6 protein-coding genes are annotated in these 18,120 nt (G+C 72.1%); 5 read left to right on the forward strand and 1 reads right to left on the reverse strand.

All coding sequences use genetic code 11. From position 1 onward, the window contains the following. Positions 1-389 precede the first annotated feature (389 nt). On the forward strand, positions 390-3,533 hold the full coding sequence (locus WMF42_RS27695) for a hypothetical protein (RefSeq protein ID WP_437685837.1): 3,144 nt from the start codon (positions 390-392) through the stop codon (positions 3,531-3,533). Positions 3,534-4,418: 885 nt separating this feature from the next. Further along, positions 4,419-4,754, forward strand: a complete 336-nt coding sequence (locus tag WMF42_RS27700; RefSeq protein WP_061608853.1) for a hypothetical protein — start codon at positions 4,419-4,421, stop codon at positions 4,752-4,754. Positions 4,755-5,151: 397 nt separating this feature from the next. On the opposite strand, the gene WMF42_RS27705 is transcribed toward WMF42_RS27700, so the two are convergent. Continuing rightward, entirely contained in the window at positions 5,152-8,097 is a 2,946-nt protein-coding gene (locus tag WMF42_RS27705) for a DUF4215 domain-containing protein (protein ID WP_437685839.1), read from the reverse strand. A 442-nt stretch (positions 8,098-8,539) separates the two neighbouring features. On the opposite strand from WMF42_RS27705, the gene WMF42_RS27710 reads away from it, so the two are divergent. The 3 genes from WMF42_RS27710 to WMF42_RS27720 all read left to right on the forward strand — a co-directional run bounded on the left by WMF42_RS27710 (position 8,540) and on the right by WMF42_RS27720 (position 18,103). Then, positions 8,540-14,209, forward strand: a complete 5,670-nt coding sequence (locus WMF42_RS27710; RefSeq protein WP_437685840.1) for a DNA repair ATPase — start codon at positions 8,540-8,542, stop codon at positions 14,207-14,209. A gap of 230 nt (positions 14,210-14,439) precedes the next feature. Further along, positions 14,440-15,648 carry an FIST signal transduction protein gene (locus WMF42_RS27715; RefSeq protein ID WP_437685842.1) on the forward strand — a complete coding sequence of 403 codons (1,209 nt, stop codon included), beginning with the start codon at positions 14,440-14,442 and terminating at the stop codon, positions 15,646-15,648. Between the two features lie 1,018 nt (positions 15,649-16,666). Beyond that, entirely contained in the window at positions 16,667-18,103 is a 1,437-nt protein-coding gene (locus tag WMF42_RS27720) for a cellulose binding domain-containing protein (protein WP_437685844.1), read from the forward strand. Positions 18,104-18,120: the final 17 nt, after the last annotated feature.

An 18,120-nucleotide genomic window follows, 5' to 3' on the forward strand; every position in this document is an offset into this window, starting at 1 on the left:
CCGCCGGCCTGCCGGCGCACCCTGCTGCCAGCGTGAGGCAACCCACCGGATGATGCAGCGTCCCGGAAGTCGCTGCCGACCGCGGGACAGGCCGGATAGTTCCAGGACAGACGCGCTGCGCCGGCAGAGAAGCACTGTCCCGGCAGCGAGAAAGCGCGCCGCGGCCTGCGGGTGACGCTGCGCAGCGCCCCGCGAGCGCGATCTCGGACGCGTTGCATCCCGGACACAGCGACGTCGCGCAGGGCGCTTTCCTGCGTCCGGCGCGCTCGAGACCTGTGGACACCGTAAGGGCCATCGGGTCCACTCGTCTTATGGCGCACGACAGGAATTTTCTGCGTCCTCGGTTCGAATTCGCCTCGCTGGCCGACCGGATGGCGCCGCTGGTCCCGATGATCGCGTTGCTCGCCTCGCTCACCGCGGCCGGCTGCGCGGGAGGCTCGGAGGTGACGACGGGGCCCACCGGGTCCAGCAGCGCGGCGGGCACCGGCGGCCATGGCGGGAGCGGCGGCGGCGGCGGCGGGGGCGCGGGCGGCGGCGGGGGCGACGCGGGCGGCGCCCCGAGCGGGAAGCTCGAGCTCTGCGTGCTCAACGACGGAGGGCCGACGGGCGCGTGCGCGAGCCCCGAGGTCCTCGATTTCGAGGCGGTGCCCGCGGGCCGGCAGCAAACGCGCCTGTTCCGCGTCGAGAACCAGACAGCGGAGACGGTCACGTTCACCGAGGCCACCATCGCCAGCGCCGACTTCGCGATCGAGCCGGTGCGCTACGAGCCCGACCCGGGGAGCCCGGGCGCGTGGACGCGCGCCGCGGAGCGGCTGCCGGCGGAGAGCGAGCCGGGCGGCGCGCTCTATTTCGAGGTGACGTTCACCTCGAGGGGGATCGCAGGGCCGCTGCCCGCCGACCGGGTGACCGTCGAGGCCGAGATCGGCGACGCGCACGCGCCCGACGTCGTGGTGCCGGTCATCGGCCGCTCGAACGGCTGTCCCGTGGGGACCGCGGCCTGCGACGACGAGCCGGACAACGGCTGCGAGACCGACCTCCTCAGCAGCGCGGCCCACTGCGGCGCGTGCAGCCAGCTCTGCGTCTCGCCGAACGGGACCACCGGCTGCATCGACGGGATCTGCACGGTGTCGTCGTGCACCAACTCCCACGCCGACTGCGACGGGAACGCCACGAACGGCTGCGAGACCAACCTGCTGAACGACGTCGATTCGTGCGGGGCGTGCGGGGCGAGCTGCGTCAAGCAGCACACCGAGGCGTTCTGCAACGGGGGCAACTGCGACATCACCGGCTGCGCGACAGATCACGCCGACTGCGATCTCGACCCGCTGACCGGCTGCGAGGCCGACCTCCTCACGAGCGCGGCCCACTGCGGCGGCTGCAACATCGCCTGCGACTTCGCGCACGCGAGCGGGACGTGCGCGGCGGGAGAGTGCCAGTTCGGGGCGTGCGACGCCGGCTACGCCGACTGCGACGGCGACCTGACGAACGGCTGCGAGGCGAACCTCGGGGCCAGCCTCGACCACTGCGGCGCCTGCGGCACCCCGTGCAGCTACCCGGCCGCCCTCGAGCTGTGCCTCGCGGGCGTCTGCGTGCTCGGCGCGTGCGAGCCGGGGTTCGCGAACTGCAACGCGAGCGCGCTCGACGGCTGCGAGGTGAACACGGCCATCGATCTCGCGCACTGCGGCGGCTGCAACATCGCGTGCGACCCCGCGAACGCCGCCGAGGCGTGCCTCGCCGGCACCTGCGTGATGGGCGCCTGCGACGCCGGCTTCGCCAACTGCGACGGCGCCGCGGCGAACGGGTGCGAGGTGAACACGGGCACGAGCCTCGCGCACTGCGGCGGCTGCGGCATGGCGTGCAACCTCGCGAACGCGTCCGAGGCGTGCGCGCTCGGGGCGTGCGAGCTCGTCGCCTGCAACGCGGGGTTCGCGAGCTGCAACGGCGTCGAGGCCGACGGGTGCGAGGTCAGCATCGCGTCCGACCCGGCGAACTGCGGCGCCTGCGGCGCGAACTGCGCCGCGGCGATCCCGAACGCGGCTGTCGGGTGCAGCGCGGGGGCGTGCACGTTCGGCGGCTGCCTGCCGGGCTTCCACGACCTCGACGGGTCGCTCGCGAACGGCTGCGAGTACGCGTGCACGCCCGTGAGCGACGAGGACCGGCCCGACGACGCCTTCGTCGACGCGAACTGCGACGGGATCGACGGCGACGCGAGCCTCGCTGTCTTCGTGGCGCCGACGGGGAGCGACGCCAGCCCGGGGACGCGGCAGGCGCCGAAGGTGTCGGTCATGGGGGGCATCAACGAGGCGGTGCTGACCGGGAAGACGCAGGTCTACATCTCGCAGGGGACGTACATCGGCCGGGTCACCCTCTCGAGCGGGGTGTCGCTCTACGGCGGCTACGACGCGACGGCCGGCTGGGCGCGCTCGGCCGCGTCGATCGTGGAGATCCGATCGGGGAGCACGACGGGCGGCTACCTCGCCGCTGTCGAGGGCCTGAACATCAACGCGCCGACGACGCTCGACCGGCTGACGATCCGGACGTCGACGGCGACGCTGACCGGCGCGTCGAACTACGCGATGCGGTGCGTGAGCTGCACGGCGGTGACGCTGAGGAACAGCCGGCTCGAGGCCGGCGGCGGGGGGCCGGGCGCCGCGGGCGCGAACGGCGCGGCCGGGACGGCGGGCGGCAGCGGCGCGAACGGCGAGGTGGGGAGCTGCGACGGCGCCGGCACGCGCACCGGCGGCGCGGCGGGCACGTCGAGCTGCGGCCGCGCCGGCGGCAAAGGGGGCGACGGGGGTCCCGAAGGGGGGAACGCAGGCAGCAACGGCGCGACCGGCTCCGGCGGGGCGATCGGCGGCGCCGGAGGCTCGCCCGGGAACGACAGCAGGGCGGGGCGGCCGGGCGGCAACGGAGCCGACGGCGGCAGCGGCGCGGTCGGGCTGAACGGCACCGGCGGCACCGGGGGGTTGGTCTCCGGCAATTTCTGGCAGGGCCGGGCCGGGAACACGGGCGTCGCGGGCACCCATGGGCACGGGGCCGGCGGCGGCGGCGGCGGCGGCGGACAGGGCGGCTTCGTCACGAACAACGGCGCGGGCAACGGCGGCGGCGGCGGCGGCGCGGGCGGCTGTGGCGGCAACGGCGGCGGCGCGGGCGGCGCGGGCGGCGGCTCGTTCGGCCTGTTTCTCGTGAACTCGACGGGGTTCCAGCTCGTCGCCAACCAGATCTCCAGCAGCAACGGCGGCGCCGGAGGCAGAGGCGGCAGCGGCGGCAACGGCGGCAACGGCGGCAACGGCGGCGCCGGCGCGACGGAGTGCACGAGCGAGGTCGGCGCCGGCGGCAACGGCGGCGCGGGCGGCAGCGGCGGCCGCGGCGGGCACGGTGGCGGCGGCGCGGGCGGCATCTCGTACGGCGTCTACCGGGTCAGCACCACGGTGTCGACCACGGGGAACGTCACCTTGGCCGGCAATGGCGGCGCGGGCGGCACCTCGCCGGGCAACGCCGGCGCGACGGGCGCCTCGGGTAACGTCTTCTGAACGATACAGCCTTCCCCCTGACAGGTCCATGCTCGGTTCCGTGACACAGGTGCATGCTCGGTTCCGCGACAATCCACGAGCGCCCGCGATCACCGCGCTGACCTAGGGACGCAACCAGAGCTCCCGCGCGACAGCGTACGCCTACACAGCTCGCGGCGAGCGGCGAGGTGGGACCGAGGTGAGCGGGCTCCGGCGAGCGTGTCTTTCACATGGATGCGCCGAGCAAGCTCGTGACGGAGGGTCAGCGCCTGCGCGCCATCGCGTGCGACGGGAGCGATCTCAGCGCCCTTCTTATCGGAGGCGGCGAGGGCAGCGCGACTCAAGGAGAGCACTGGCTGCCCGAGCTCGGGAAACGGTTCGCGCTCATCCGCATCGGGCAGGGATTCGACATCGTTTTTGACAACACGCCCACGCGCACCGAGATCCACCAACCCGGTCGACGCCGCGGAGCTCCACCAGGTCCTCCGCGGAGAAACGAGCTCGGCAGACTCCGTCGTCCGGCTCGATCCGGGGAAGGATTTGTGAAGAATTGCAAACCGATCGCGGGAGATCGCTCGCGACCACAGAGCGTTCAGGACAGACCGTCACGCTTCCCACAGACAGCGGCGCTCCTCACGAGCTCTGCCATCCTCGCAAAAAAAAACAATGATATCCGCCAACAACCCATTCACACATTGATGAGACTGCCAGCGCTACACAGCCCTCGACATCTCAAGCTGAGCCCGCCCAATGACCGCTCATGGCTTCACGCCAGAATCCACCGCAACCAAATCTCCAAGACTTCGTCTTGCACATCGAACAAGGCGCTTCTACGCTCGCGTCATCGCAGGTGCGACACGCGCAATCCGCGCCCTGGACGACAGCCTGCGATACAGGAGTCATGCCATGAAGATGCAACACGCATTCGCGCTCGGTGGCATCATCGCTGCTGTGGGCATCACCGGGTGCATGGGCTACGAAGAGACGGCGGAGCCGGAGATCGTCCGCCTGGATGCGAGCGAAGCCGCGGAGAACCCGCTCGGCAGCTGGAGCGGCCCCTCCGCTGCACCTGCCGCCGAAGCGCAGTCGGCCGGCCAGGACTCAGCCGCTTACTGCTGGGTGTGGCTCGACTACTGCGTTGACCCGCGTACCGGGACGGGGACCTGCCATGACAACGGCGGGTGTACCTGGGAACAGTTCATCAATGCATGCATCGACCTGTACGAGGACATCTGCATCTGAGCTGACGATCTCCGCGGACATGGTCGACGAGGCGCTCGTCGACGTCGCCTGCATCGACGTGGACGGCGGCGCGCCCGGGGTCGCCTGGAGGAGCACAGCCTCCGGCGCTCCCTGTTTCGCGGCTTGCTCGTTCGCGTAGGGGTTGAACTCGTTCGTGTAGACGCGGTTCAGGGCGACACCGAAGAGACGTACCGCATCTTCTACCGCGACGCCCAGCGCAGCTCGCAATCTGGGAGCACACCATCGAAGACTCGATGGTGGTATCGCAGTACGGCTCTAGGCACTCGTATCGAGATTCTCCTCCCATCCCCCTCCCAAGGACGAGAGAGGCCCGCCGACGGCGGCGCGGCGACCCGGACGGGTCGCCGCGCTTCACGCCGTCACGGGCGGACCCGGATCACTTGACCTCGGTGCGGCACGTGGCGCTGCAGTTGTCGCCGCTCGCTGTGTTGCCGTCGTCGCACTCCTCGTACGGCGACTGCCGCACGCCGTCGCCGCAGTGCGGGCCGAACACGCAGCCGGGCGCGCACTCGCCGTAGCCGCCGTCGTTCTCGCTGTCGTCGCACTGCTCGGGCGGCGCCTGCGTCACGCCATCGCCGCAGCGGGGGCCGTACACGCAGCCCGGCGCGCACTCGCCGTAGCCGCCGTCGTTCACCCCGTCGTCGCACTCCTCGCCGAGCTCCCGCTGCACGCGCCCGTCGCCGCAGACAGCGCCGATCCGGCAGCCGAGGCAGCCCATGCTGCCGTCGTTCACCCGGTCGTCGCACTCCTCGCCCCACGCCTCCTGGATGACGCCGTCGCCGCACTCCGGCGCCTTGGCGCACTCCGGCGTGCACCCGCCGTAGCGGCCGTCGTTCACGCCGTCGTCGCACGTCTCCTCGGGCGCGTCGATGCGCGCGTCGCCGCACCGCGGCCCGATCAGGCACTCCTCCGTGCACCCGCCGTAGCGGCCGTCGTTCACGCCGTCGTCGCACTCCTCGCCGAACTGGCTGTCGATGTTCTCGTCGCCGCAGAGCGGCGCCGCCACGCAGCCCGGCGCGCACGCCGACGAGCCGTAGCCGCCCAGGTTGGTGCCGTCGTCGCAGATCTCGTACGGCGAGCTCCGGACGCCGTCGCCGCAGTAGAGCCCCAGCGTGCAGCTCGTCGAGCACTTCCCGTACCCCGGGCCGTTCTCCGCCCCGTCGTCGCACTGCTCGTCGGGCGTGACGATGCCGTCGCCGCACACGGGCTCGCAGACGGACGGGGCCGCGTTGAAGCCGCCGAGCGTCAGCTTGTAGCTCGACGCCGCCGTGTGGCGCTCCGCCTGGAACACGGCGACCTCGTAGACGCGCCCCACGGTGAGGCCGAGCTCGTCCATGAGCACCGTCCCGCGATCGTCCTCCACGCCGCCGACCTCGCCCGTCCCCATCGGCGTGTGGATGCCGCCGAGATCGATGCGGAGCCGGTTGTTGATGAACACCCAGACGTCGTCGTCGCCGTAGAAGTCGAGCCGCTCGCCGCCGTGGTACTCGAACCAGTAGCGGACCTCGCTCGTGAAGTAGAAGTTGTGGTTGCCCGCCTCCGCCCACCCGTTGAACGGATCGCGCGCCAGGCGGCTCGCCTCGCGCTGCGCCGCCGGCAGCAACGGGTCCTGCCAGCCGCGGCCGTCGAGCGGGAAGAACAGGGGATCCTCGAACACGTACACGTCCGACGCCCCGGCGCGCAGGAGCACGAGCTGGTCGACGACCGTCTTCGAGATCGACGAGTTGTTGTACCAGCGGTTGAAGTCCGTCGCGTTCGTGAGGAAGGCGGCCGCCGGCGGCGACCCCGCGAACTGCGGCTTGCCGTCGGCGCCGAGCGTCGCCCGCACGAGCCCGGTCACGAGGGCGTTCGGCGGGTCGGTGTTGGGCTCGAAGTTCGGCGCGTCCTCCTTGAAGTCGCGGTACACGATCGGCACGCGCAGCTCGTCGCCCAGCGTCACGTCGTTCGAGCAGCGATACCCCGGCTCGACGGCGCACGCCGACGAGCAGCCGTCCCCGTCCGCCGTGTTGCCGTCGTCGCAGGCCTCGTCACCGAGGCGCAGCCCGTCGCCGCACGCCGACGTGCAGCCGGCGTCGCCGCAGTCCGGCTCGACCTGGCAGAACGGCGTGCAGCCGTCGCCCAGGTTGGCGTTGCCGTCGTCGCACGGCTCGGAGCCCTCCCGCTCGCCGTCGTTGCAGACGGTGTCGCGGCAGATGTAGCCGCCGGCCGCGGGCTCGCACACGACGCCCGGCTCCCACTGGCACGCCGCGCTGCACCCGTCGCCGTCCAGGGTGCCGCCGTCGTCGCACTGCTCCCGCGCGACGACCCGCCCGTCGCCGCAGACCGCCGCGCAGCGGCTCCCCGCGCGCGGGCAGTCGAACCCCGCCTCGACCTGGCAGGTCGCGGAGCACCCGTCGCCCGAGGCCGTGTTGCGGTCGTCGCACCCCTCGCCCACGCCGATCTGCCCGTCGCCGCACACGACAGTGAACGTGCAGTGCAGGCCGTCCGGGCACACCCAGCCCGCCTCGACGAGGCAGGTCGGCGAGCAGCCGTCGCCCGGCTCCGTGTTCCCGTCGTCGCACCGCTCGCTCGGCCGAAGCCGGCCGTCGCCGCAGCGCTCGATCGGCCTGCAGGGCTCCCCCGGCACAGGACAGACGATGTTCTCCCGGTCCTCGAGCGCGCACACGTCGGAGCACCCGTCGCCGGCCACCGTGTTCCCGTCGTCGCAGGCCTCGCCGGCCGAGACGCGCGCGTCGCCGCACGTGTGGAGCCGGTAGCAAGGCTCCCCGGCGCGCGGGCAGATCCAGTCGCCCGGCTCCCGCTGGCAGCGATCGTCGCAGCCGTCGCCCGCCGCCGTGTTGCCGTCCTCGCACGTCTCGCCGGGCTCGATCGCGCCGTTGCCGCACACGATCGTCGTGTGACACCCCTCCCCCGGCTCGCAGACGCAGTACGGCTCGATCTTGCAGGCGCCGGAGCAGCAGTCGCCGGGGAGGCTGTTCCCGTCGTCGCACTGCTCTTCCTCCCGGTTCTTCTCGCCGTCGCCGCACGCCGGCTCGACCGCGGCGCACTCCGGCGGCGCGCCCGGCCCGTCGCACGGGTCGCCCCCGCCGCTCCCCGACGCGGGCCCGACGGTGATGAACCCGCCGAGGCCGCCGGAGCTGTCGTCGGCGCCCGCGCCGCCGGCCCCGCCCTCGCCGCCCGCGCCGCCCGCGGCGCCGGCCCCGCCAACGCCGCCCCCCGCGCCCGTGTCGCCGCCGCCTCCGCCGCAGGCGACGAGCGGACCGGCGAGGAGGGCGAGCACCACAGAAGAAAGTCGTTTAGCCAAGCGCATCGATGCCACCATCCCAACCCGCTTCAGAAGAGCGTCACTTTGTTCAAGGAATGCCGCGGAGCGCCTCCGCCCATGAGGTGCGCCTCCGGAGACGGCGTGGGTGCATCTCGCACCGCATTCGCGCGCGTTCGCGCGCAGGCCGCCCTCGTCCCGGGGGGATCGCAACGCAAACTCCGCGATGTTGCAAGCGGATTTCGCGCCATGGCGGGTTTGCGACGCGCCGCCCGCCGCGCCGTCCTGGAATCCGCCCACGCGGACAGCGGCGGGCGGGCGGGCGTCGTGGAGACAGCTCGGTCTTGACATCGCGGCCCGGCGCTCAGGGCCCCGCGATCGCGCCAACTCGTCCCCCGGGCGCGGCAGAAGGGCTGTAGTCTGGCCGCGGGGAAGCCGGACCGGCGCTCGCGCGACGCGGGGCGGGGCGAGGCGAGGACCGAGGCGATCGAACGGAGCAGGCATGGTGTCGACAGGGGCCTTGGACGGCGCGGCCCGCGCGGCGGTGGCCGCCCCGCCGAAGGCGGCGGATACGCTGGATGGGGGCAGTTACGAGGTCATCCGGCGGCGGCTCGTCGAGCGCGCCGAGGAGCTGGGCCGCCGCGCCGAGGCGCTCAACGCGCGGCGAAAGCAGGTGTTCGGCGGCGCCGACCTCGCGCTCCTCGAGAACGCGCGCGTCAGGACCGAGAACAACTGCGTCCCGCGCGACATCGTGAGCATCCGGGGCAAGCTGCTCGTCGGCTACCTCGTGTTCATGGGGCTGAAGGAGGTGAACGTCGGCGACGTCTTCAGCCTCCACCGCTTCGCGAAGGAGGACGGCGCCTTCGACCTCACGCCCGCCCCGCTCGACGAGGGCGACGCGTTTCTTGCCGATCCTGGATTCGTCAAGGAATTCAAGGACCTGCACCGCTACGTGAAGGAGCCTCGGCTGCTCCAGCTCCGGCGCAGCGACACGCGGCTGCTCGCCATCTTCCAGGTCGGCGCGACCGAGCGCGACGTGAAGGTGTTCCGCTGGAGCATCGACGCGACAGGGCGCATCCGGTACCTCGACTCGCGCGGCGAGGAGGACAGCGTCCGGCCGCGCGCCCACGACTTCGCCTGGACGCAGTCCACGCGCGACGACCACGTGCAGGGCAAGCACCCGCACGTCTCGATCCTCGGCGAGATCTTCGTCGAGACGGTCGGCGGCGACCTCACCGTCAAGGTCGAGAACAACACGACGACGGGGCTCGGCATCTACCGCGAGCCGGTCGACGACGCGGGCCAGGCGCTCGACGACGCCGACATCCAGTACGCCCGGCTCGGGCCGCTCATCCTGCTCAAGATCAAGCCGTTCCGCGAGCCGTCGTACCGCTACCTCGTCTACAACGGCCGCACCCGCAAGGTCGTGCGCATCGACGCGATCGGCCTCGCCTGCCTGAGCCTCCCCGAGGACCAGGGCATCGTCTTCCCGAACGGCTACTACCTCGTCACCGGCGAGACGAAGCGCTTCGAGGGGAGCACCGAGAGCCTCGTCTTCGAGCGCGTCATCCGCTCGCCCAACGGGGAAGACGTGCTCTACGTGTTCCACCAGGTCGTGGACGGGCGCTACGTGCTCTTCCCCTACAACCTGATCCGCAAGGAGATCGCGACCCCGATCCAGTGCCACGGGTACAGCCTCTTCGACGACGGCAAGATGGTGATCTTCCGGGCGTCGAGCGACGAGGCGACGCGCGTCCACCCGATGCAGATCTGGCAGACGCCGTTCATGACAGCGGAGTTCGCGGCGTCGGCGCCGACCGACGGCTCGTACCTCGCCAAGGTGGGCAACGCCGACCTCGTGCGCGGCATCTCCGACGCGCTCAGCCTGCGGCGCGCGGCGATGGACGGGTCGCCGACCCGCCAGACGTTCGAGGATCTCATCCGGACCGCCGGGCGGATGACCGACGCCTTCTACTGGCTCGGCCACGCCGAGGCGGGCGACCTCCTGTCGATGGTGACCGAGCTCCGGGCCGTCTCCGAGAGCATCGTCGACGAGTTCGAGAAGGTCGAGGCCATCAAGGCGCGCGCCGCGAGCGCGCTCGCCGAGACAGAGGCGGCGCAGCAGCAGCTCCTCGGCGGGGTGCGGCCCGAGGACGCGGCGAGCGTCGACGCCTTCCTGACGGCGCTCACCGCCCTCCGGCGGCAGCGCGGGCACCTCATCACGCTCCGCGAGCTCAAGTACATGGACCTCGACCGCGTCGACGCGCTCGAGGCCGAGGTCGTCGCGCGGGCCGACGAGGTGAGCCAGGCGTGCGTGACGTTCCTGCTCGGCGAGCAGGCGTTCAAGCCGCTGGCCGACCGGCTCGCTGGGCTCATCGCGAAGATCGAGGCGGTCGCGAAGTCGCCCGAGCTCGCGCCGTTCGCCGCGGATCTCGACGCGGTGAACGAGGGGCTCTCGGTGCTCGCCGACATCGTGGCGAGCCTCAAGGTCGACGACCCCACGGCGCGGACGCGGATCCTCGAGGGGATCAGCGAGGTGTACGCGCAGCTCAACCGGGCGCGCGCGACGCTCACGGCCCGCGGCAAGGACCTCCGGGGCGCCGAGGGGCGCGCCGAGTTCGGCGCGCAGTTCAAGGTGTTCGGCCAGAGCGTCTCGAGCGCGCTCGCTGTCTGCGACTCGCCCGAGCGCTGCGACAGGGAGCTGTCGAAGCTGCTCGTCCAGCTCGAGGAGCTCGAGGGCAAGTTCGGCGAGTTCGACGAGTTCCTCGGCGAGCTCGCGGCGAAGCGCGAGGAGGTCAACGACGCGATCGCCGCGCGGCGGCAGGCGCTGCTCGACGAGCGGCAGCGGCGCGTCTCGAACCTCGTGGCCGCGGCGGACCGGATCGTCCAGGGGGTGGCGCGGCGGGCGCGCTCGTTCGCGGGCGCGGACGAGCTGAACACGTACTTCGCGTCCGACGCGATGGTCGCGAAGGTCCGCGATCTCGCGGCCGAGCTCCACGCGCTCGGCGACAGCGTGAAGGGCGACGAGGTCGAGGCGCGGCTCAAGGCGGCGCGGCAGGACGCGCTGCGGGCGCTGCGCGACCGCGAGGACCTGTTCGAGGGCGGCGGCGACGTCATCAAGCTCGGCCGCCACCGGTTCAACGTGAGCACGCAGCCGCTGGAGCTCACGCTGGTGCCGCGCGGCGAGGGGCTGTCGCTGCACCTCACCGGGACCGACTTCTTCGAGCCGATCGAGGACCCGGCGCTCGAGAGCGCGCGCGACCTCTGGGGCCAGGAGCTCGCGAGCGAGACCGCGGACGTGTACCGGGGCGAGTTCCTCGCGGGCTCGATGCTCGCGGACGCCGAGGCGGGGCGGCACGGCCTCTCGATCGACAGGCTGCGCGAGGCGGCGATCGGCCCGGGCGGGCTGCTCGGCGCGGTGCGCGCGTACGCGGAGGGGCGGCACGACGAGGGCTACGAGCGCGGCGTCCACGACGCGGACGCCGCGCTCATCCTGGAGAAGCTGCTCGCGCTGCGGGCCACGGCGGGGCTGCTCCGGTTCGGCAGCGCGCCGCGGGCGCTCGGCTGCCTGACCTGGGCGGGGCTCGACGCGCGCGCCCGGGATCTCGTCCACCGGCGGGCGCGGAGCCTGGGCCGGCTCGCGGCGCAGCTCGGCGAGAGCGAGGCGCGGGCGGCGCTCGCGGCCGAGCTCGCGGAGGGCGTGGCCGCGGCGGCGGCGGCGCACCGGCTCGGGCCGGACGTGAGCAGCGCGGCGGCGGTGCGCGTCGCGGCGCGCTACCTCGTGGAGGAGCTCGCGGCGGAGCGCGTGCGGTTCGTGACGAGCGACGCGGCGCTGTCGCTGCGCGACGCGCTGCTCGCCCACCTGGACCTGGCGGGGGGCCGCGCGGCGTTCGAGGAGGACCTGCGGCAGCTCGAGAAGCACCCGGCCGAGCGGCTCCAGCTCGCGCTCGCCTGGCTGAGGGGGTTCGTCTCCAAGGACGCCGTCGACGAGGGGGGCTCACCCGGCAAGCCGGGCTCTGCCCCCAGGCCCTCGCGAACATCCATGAGCCACCTCGCGCTCGAGGCGGCGGTGGTGATCGTGACGGAGCGGCACCTGGAGCGGGAGCCCAGCGGGGCCGTGACCGAGGCGCGCGTGGAGGGGCTGCTCGGCCAGCACCCGCGCATCCGGGAGCGCGCGCTCGCGCTCCGGCTCGACGAATTCCTGAGCAGGATCGAGGACTTCCTGCACGATCGGGCGCCGCGCTACCGCGCCTACCGCAAGGTGCGCAGCGAGATCGCGGAGCGGGAGCGGAGGCGGCTGCGCCTCGAGGAGTTCGCGCCGCGGGTGCTCACGTCGTTCGTGCGCAACCGGCTGATCGACGAGGTGTACCTGCCGCTCGTCGGCGCGAACCTGGCGAAGCAGCTCGGCGCGGCGGGCGACGTGAAGCGCACCGACCTGATGGGCATGCTGCTGCTCATCTCGCCGCCGGGCTACGGCAAGACGACGCTGATGGAGTACGTCGCGAGCAAGCTCGGGCTCGTGTTCATGAAGGTGAACGGGCCGTCGCTCGGCCACGAGGTGACGTCGCTCGACCCCGCCGAGGCCCCGAACGCGACAGCGCGCCAGGAGGTCGAGAAGATCAACCTGGCGTTCGAGATGGGCAACAACGTGATGCTCTACCTCGACGACATCCAGCACACGAACACGGAGCTCTTGCAGAAGTTCATCTCGCTCTGCGACGGGCAGCGCCGGATCGAGGGCGTGTGGCGGGGCCGGACGAGGACGTACGACCTGCGCGGCAAGAAGTTCTGCGTGGTGATGGCGGGCAACCCGTACACGGAGTCGGGCGCGCGGTTCCAGATCCCCGACATGCTGTCGAACCGGGCCGACACGTACAACCTCGGCGACATCCTCGACGGCAAGGAGGCGCTGTTCGCGCTGAGCTACCTGGAGAACGCGCTCACGTCGAACCCGACGCTCGCGCCGCTCTCGGGGCGGGCGCCGGGCGACACGCACAGGCTCCTCCGGATGGCGCAGGGCGAGTCCGTGCCGACGACGGAGCTCGAGCACGCCTACTCGGCGGCGGAGGTGTCGGAGATCGTCGCGGTGTTCGAGCGGCTCTTCCAGGTGCAGAGGGTGCTGCTCTCGGTGAACCTGGAGTACATCCGGAGCGCGTCGCAGGACGACGCCTTCCGGACCGAGCCGCCGTTCAAGCTGCAGGGCAGCTACCGCAACATGAACAAGCTCGCGGAGAAGGTCGTGGCGGCGCACACGCCTGCGGAGGTCGACCGGCTCATCGACGATCACTACGTGAGCGAGTCGCAGACGCTGACGACGGGCGCCGAGCAGAACCTGCTGAAGCTCGCCGAGCTGCGCGGCCGGATGACGCCCGAGCAGAAGGCGCGGTGGGAGGAGATCAAGAGGGGGTTCGTGCGCATCAAGCGCATGGGCGGCAAGGAGGACGATCCGGTCGTGCGCGTGACCGGCACGCTGTCGATGCTGGGCGAGCAGCTCGAGGGCATCCGCGGGGCGATCGGGAAGGCGGCCGCGGTGGCGCAGGCGGGCGACGCGCGGGCGCGCGAGATGAAGCAGTGGCTCGCGCCCGAGCTCGAGCGGCTGTCGACGGCGATGAAGGGGGTGGCGCAGCCGCGGGTCGACGTGAAGGTGGAGACCGATCGATCGGTGTCGGAGTTCGTGGGGCACCACCTGTCGCTCGTGGAGCGGATCGTGGCGCCGCTCGCGAAGGCGACGACGCAGAGCGCGTTCGGCATCCGTGCGATCGAGGCGCAGGTCGCGGAGCTCGGGCAGGCGCTGCGCTCGCTCGACGAGAAGGTCCGCGGGGGGGCGCGCCCGGCGAGCCAGCCGCCGCCGCCGCGCTACGAGGCGCGGCTCGGGGCGGGGTCGCCGGCGAACTTCTACCGGACCGCGCCCGCGGCCGACGTGGTGGAGCACGGCGGCATCTTCGTGCCGACCTCCCGGCAGCCGCCGGCGCGGGGGACGACGGTGGCGATCAAGATCCCGTTCGCGGAGGGCGGCGAGATCGACGCGGTGGCGGTGGTGGAGTGGACGCGCGAGGCGCAGGAGGAGGGCCCGCCCGGGTTCGGCGCGCGCTTCGTGCGGCTCTCTGGCGAGCAGCGGGAGCTCGTGGAGGGGTTCGTGCGGCAGCGGGAGCCGATGCTGCTGCGCGCGTGAGGGCGCGGGCGCCGCTGCGGAGGTGCGCGCCGTGATCACAGCGCACGAGCTTGGCCACCGGCCTGCCGCGCGTTCCCCACACAGCGGGCGGACGCACAGAACAGAAGCTTTCATGAGCAGTGGAGACGCGTCCCTTGTGCGTGTTATCACCGTGCCGCGACGCGTATCGTCAGCGATGGCCAGGACTCGAAGCCCGCGCTCCGGCGCCGGGCACCCAGGAGCTTCGGCGCATGAAGATGATGACCCTCGGACCCTTTGATGGGAACGCGTGGCTGCTGGGCCGCAAGGTGGAGCGCACGGTCGCGGAGTGGAAGGAGCCGGCGAAGCTCGCGATCGTGGCCATGCCGAGCGGGCCGAAGCACGAGGAGTACCTCGCCGCTGTCGAGGACGCGACGGGCGTTCCGGTGGTCGGGGCCACGACCGGCGGGGCGTCGTTCACCGAGCGCGGCTTCAGCAGGAGCGGCATCTCGTGCGCGTTCCTCGGCGGCACGAGCGTCGAGGTGGCGTGCGCGGCGGCGCGCGAGCTGCGGGCGGATCACGGCAAGAGCGTCCGGGCGGCGCTGAGCGACATGGACGAGGCGGTCTCGAGCAACGGCCCGCGCAGCAGCGCGCCGAGCTCGATCCTTGTGCTGGCGGACGCGTTCGCGTGCGACGGCGACGAGCTCGTGGCGGCGCTCCGTCAGGGCGTGCCGCCGCACACGCGCGTCTTTGGCGGGACGGCGGGCGACGGGTGGACCTTCGAGGGGGCGAAGGTGTTCCTGGGCCGGAAGGCGCTGACGGACGCGGCGATCCTGGTGCGGTTGACGCACCGGCACCGGGTGAACATCGACGTGGTGCACGGGTTCCGGGCCGCCGAGGGGGGGCGGGATTTCACGATCACGGACATCGAGCGGAACGTGCTCCGGACGCTGGACGGGCAGCCGGCGGCGCGGGTGTACGAGGAGGAGCTGTCGCGGCTCGGCCTCAGGACGAGCGGCGAGGGGCTGCTCCAGACGATGGCGAAGCACGCGCTGGGGGCGAAGACGCCGTTCGGGGAGGCGCTGAAGATCAGGTCGCCGATCGCGATCCGCGGGGATGGCGCGGTCGTGCTGACCGGCGGGCTGGCGCGGGGGCAGGTCGTGCGGGTGGTGAACGCGGCGCCCGACGCGCTGCTGCAGGCGGCGAAGGGGCTGTCGACCAAGGTGCTGGGGTCGCTGCCGGCGGTGTCCGGATCGCTTGTGTTCGACTGCGCGTCGCGGCTGCGGCTGCTGGGCGAGAGGTACCGCGACGAGGTGAGGGCTTTCCTGTCGCCGAACGGGGCGTTGCATCCGATGTTCGGGATGGCGTGCTACGGCCAGATCGCGAAGTTCGGGGGGAGCGTCGAGGGGTTTCACAACACGAGCGCGGTGATGGTGGCGTGGGGGGAATCGGATCAGGGGACGGGGCCCGCCAGCGGGTAGCATCCTCCCCCTCTCGTCTCCCGCCTCCCCTCTCCCGTCTCCCCTCTCCCCTCTCCCCTCTCCCGATCCCCGTCTTCGTGCTCGTCCTCGTGCGCGTGCGCGTTCCATCCCATCTCCCGTCCCCGTGAGACGGGTAGCGGCAAGACCGAGGACGGGAACGTGCACGCGCACGCTCACGCGCACGCGCACGACAGACGAGGACGATAGGCCGGAAGACGGGAGACGGGAGACGGGAGAGGGGTGACGGGTGGCGTTGGTGGCGTTGGTGGCGGGCAACTGTCACCCGTGTCCCGACGTCAGCTTGAGAGACACACTCCGACCTTTTTCAGGCTGCGTAACGAGCTACCTCCCCTCGGGTGAGTTGCTGCGATCTTCCCACGATACGAGTGGGCATCGTCAGGTCCACAACGGCTATCGATGCGCGCCGATCCACTTCAACAGCGAGTGCGGGGGTCGCACCGACGCGCTCGGCGCCGCTCCCCATCCATACAGCGGTCGTTCCTGGCCATCCGGGGCGTTCCTGGCCGATCGGGAGAGGTGAGACCAACCAACCCAGGGTCGCCGGGACAACCACAGAAGCTCGCGCGGTGCGACGCAAGATCCTCGGAGCGACAACAAGAGCGATCGTGCGGCCGCGCTCTCCGGCCCGCGCGCGAGCACGGGAAGCCGACTGAAAGCGAGAACACAGCACCGGATCGCGCACCTGAAGATTTACACAACAGAGCACCACACACAACGACGCTGTCACCGGAGTCCGCATCTCACACCGTGCGAACCGTTTGCATGCGCCGTGGAAACTTCAGGCAAAGCTGCAGACAATTCGGACCTGAGAGACACTCATCTGCTCACGGAGAACTCAGCATCTGTTATGCTGTGCTCATCGCGGCCTTGAGCCAGCTTATCTCTTGGAAAGCTCGCGGCTGCTCCCGGGGGTGCACGCGTCGCGCATCGCGCGCGGGCCGTTCTGCGCCTGGTGGAGCCGCGTGCTCTCGGCATCACAAGGACGAAGGAGATCCTCATGAACCTTGCACCCTGGCAGAAGCCCTCGTCGCATCGACGTCTGCAGTCCCGGAGCGGGAGCGACGAGCCGCGTCAAGCGAGGGACGAGCGACCGGCGGGCGCGTCGAGCCCGCGCCCGATCGAGGCAGGACGCGCAGGCACACACGCCCTCGCGCGCGTCGCCCTGGCCGGGCTGCTCGCGACGCTGGGCGCGTGCGTCGCTGGAGAGGCCGGCGACGCGGAGCTGGGCGACGAATCGCCGATGGCCGCCGAGAGCGGCCTCTCGGCCGAGCTGAGGTACCAGCCGCTCTGGGCAGGCCGCTACTGCGCCGCCGTCACCGTGACGAACGACAGCGCGAGCGCCACCACGTCCTGGAGCGTCGTCACCGACGTGAAGAACGCGACGGTGACCGGGTCCTGGGGCGCCGTGTTCTCGACCAGCGGCACGCTCCTGACAGCGACGCCGACCGCGGGCAACGCGCGCATCGCGCCCGGCGCTTCGGTCACGTTCAACTTCTGCGCGACGGGCACCACGCGTCCGACGATCTCGTCCGTGACGGGCGACGGGACGCCGTCGTCCGGCTCGACGGGCACGACCGGCACCGGCGGCACCGGCGGCACCGGCGGCACCGGCGGCACCGGCGGCACCGGCGGCGGCTCGGACGGCGCGAGCGCGCCGAGCGCGCCGAGCGCCCTGCCCGCGGCCCGGGAGGCGTGTCCGACGCTCGCCACCGGGACGATGACGTTCCGCGGCCGCGAGGTACAGGTGTGGGCCGGCGCGCGGTCCGCCACGCCGGCGCCGGTGGTCGTCTACTGGCACGCCACGGGCTCCAGGCCGCGAGAGGCGGTGACCGGCCTCGGACAGGCCGCCATCGACGAGATCACGAGCCGCGGAGGTGTCGTGTTCGCGCCCAACGCGTACGACGGGCACGGCGGCGAGGACGGCACGCGGACCACGGGCAACAACGTGTGGTACGTGGGAGACCTCGCCACGGCCGATGAGGCGCTCGCGTGCGCCATCCAGCAGCGCAACATCGACGCGCGCCGCATTCACTCGCTCGGGTTCAGCGCGGGCGGGCTCCAGGCGGCGTACATGGCGTACGCGCGCTCCAGCTACGTCGCGAGCGTCGTGACGTACTCGGGCGGCACGACGGGCTTCGGCACCCCGGCGCTCCAGGACGCCACCAACCCGCCCGCCGTCATGGGGGTCCACGGCGCCGAGGGCTCCGATGTCGTCGGGATCGACTTCGCGCGAGCCAGCGCGGCGTTCGAGAACGACATCAAGGCGAAAGGCGGCTTCGCCATCGACTGCGACAGCGGCGGAGGACACCGCATCCCGTCCGGCATCGCCGCGTCGAGCTGGCAATTCTTGAAGGACCACCCGTACAAGGTCGCGCCGCGGCCCTACGCGTCGGGCATCCCGTCGAGCTTCCCGACCTATTGCACGATCCGGTGAGCGCCGGCTCGGCCTCG

Origin of the sequence: Sorangium sp. So ce176 (assembly GCF_051519835.1) — a bacterium.
In the GTDB taxonomy this organism is placed as follows: domain Bacteria; phylum Myxococcota_A; class Polyangia; order Polyangiales; family Polyangiaceae; genus Sorangium; species Sorangium cellulosum_G.

What these genes read in the sequence shown, in the direction of transcription:
- WMF42_RS27710 (WP_437685840.1), top strand. Translation starts at nt 8,540, where the DNA reads ATGGTGTCGACAGGGGCCTTGGACGGCGCGGCCCGCGCGGCGGTGGCC.
- WMF42_RS27700 (WP_061608853.1), top strand. Translation starts at nt 4,419, where the DNA reads ATGAAGATGCAACACGCATTCGCGCTCGGTGGCATCATCGCTGCTGTG.
- WMF42_RS27715 (WP_437685842.1), top strand. Translation starts at nt 14,440, where the DNA reads ATGAAGATGATGACCCTCGGACCCTTTGATGGGAACGCGTGGCTGCTG.
- WMF42_RS27720 (WP_437685844.1), top strand. Translation starts at nt 16,667, where the DNA reads ATGAACCTTGCACCCTGGCAGAAGCCCTCGTCGCATCGACGTCTGCAG.
- WMF42_RS27705 (WP_437685839.1), bottom strand. Translation starts at nt 8,097, where the DNA reads ATGGTGGCATCGATGCGCTTGGCTAAACGACTTTCTTCTGTGGTGCTC.
- WMF42_RS27695 (WP_437685837.1), top strand. Translation starts at nt 390, where the DNA reads ATGATCGCGTTGCTCGCCTCGCTCACCGCGGCCGGCTGCGCGGGAGGC.